This window comes from Streptomyces griseicoloratus (genome assembly GCF_014534645.1).
Classification (GTDB): Bacteria; Actinomycetota; Actinomycetes; order Streptomycetales; family Streptomycetaceae; genus Streptomyces; species Streptomyces griseicoloratus.
In genome coordinates this window covers 1-835 of record NZ_JACVQF010000007.1, presented here as the reverse complement: position 1 = coordinate 835, position 835 = coordinate 1, and the positions used below count along the sequence as shown (strand labels likewise).

Genomic DNA, 835 nt, shown 5'->3' with positions numbered 1-835 from the left:
CAGCCCCGCCTACGTCATCTTCACCTCCGGATCCACCGGCCGCCCCAAAGGCGTGATGATCCCCCACGCCGGCATCGTCAACCGGCTGCACTGGATGCAGGACCGCTACGGCCTCACCCCGGCCGACCGGGTCCTGCAGAAGACGCCGTACGGATTCGACGTGTCGGTATGGGAGTTCTTCTGGCCACTCCTCACCGGCGCCACCCTCGTCCTGGCACGGCCCGGCGGACATCGCGACCCGGAGTATCTCGCGGCCCTGATCCGCGACGAGCGCGTGACCACCGTCCACTTCGTGCCGTCGATGCTCGACGTCTTCCTGACGGAGCCGTCAGCGGCGCAGTGCACGAGTCTGCGGCGGGTCATCTGCTCGGGGGAGACCCTCACACCGGTGACTCAGGCCCGCTTCTTCGACGTGTACGACGCCACCGTGGAACTGCACAACCTGTACGGCCCCACCGAGGCGTCCGTCGACGTGACGGCCTGGCAGTGCCACTCCGACCGGGCCGACGGCACGATACCCATCGGTGCACCGGTCGCCAACACCCAGGTGTACGTCCTCGACCGCGCCCTCCAGCCGGTGCCGGCCGGAGTGACCGGCGAACTCCACCTGGGCGGCGTGCAGGTGGCCCGCGGGTATGTCGGGCGGCCGGGCCTGACCGCCGAGCGGTTCGTGGCGTGCCCGTTCGCTGCCGGTGAGCGCATGTACCGCACCGGCGACCTGGTGCGCTGGACCACCGACGGCCGGCTCGAGTACCTCGGCCGGGCGGACGACCAGGTGAAGATCCGGGGTTTCCGGATCGAGCCGGGTGAGGTGCAGGCGGTGCTGGCGAGCCAC

The 835-nt window shown here is 70.3% G+C and carries 1 protein-coding gene; it reads left to right on the top strand.

Going from position 1 to position 835, the window contains the following annotated elements; all coding sequences use genetic code 11:
• On the top strand, nucleotides 1-835 hold an 835-nt coding region (locus H0H10_RS00185; protein ID WP_188178717.1), incomplete at both ends, for an amino acid adenylation domain-containing protein.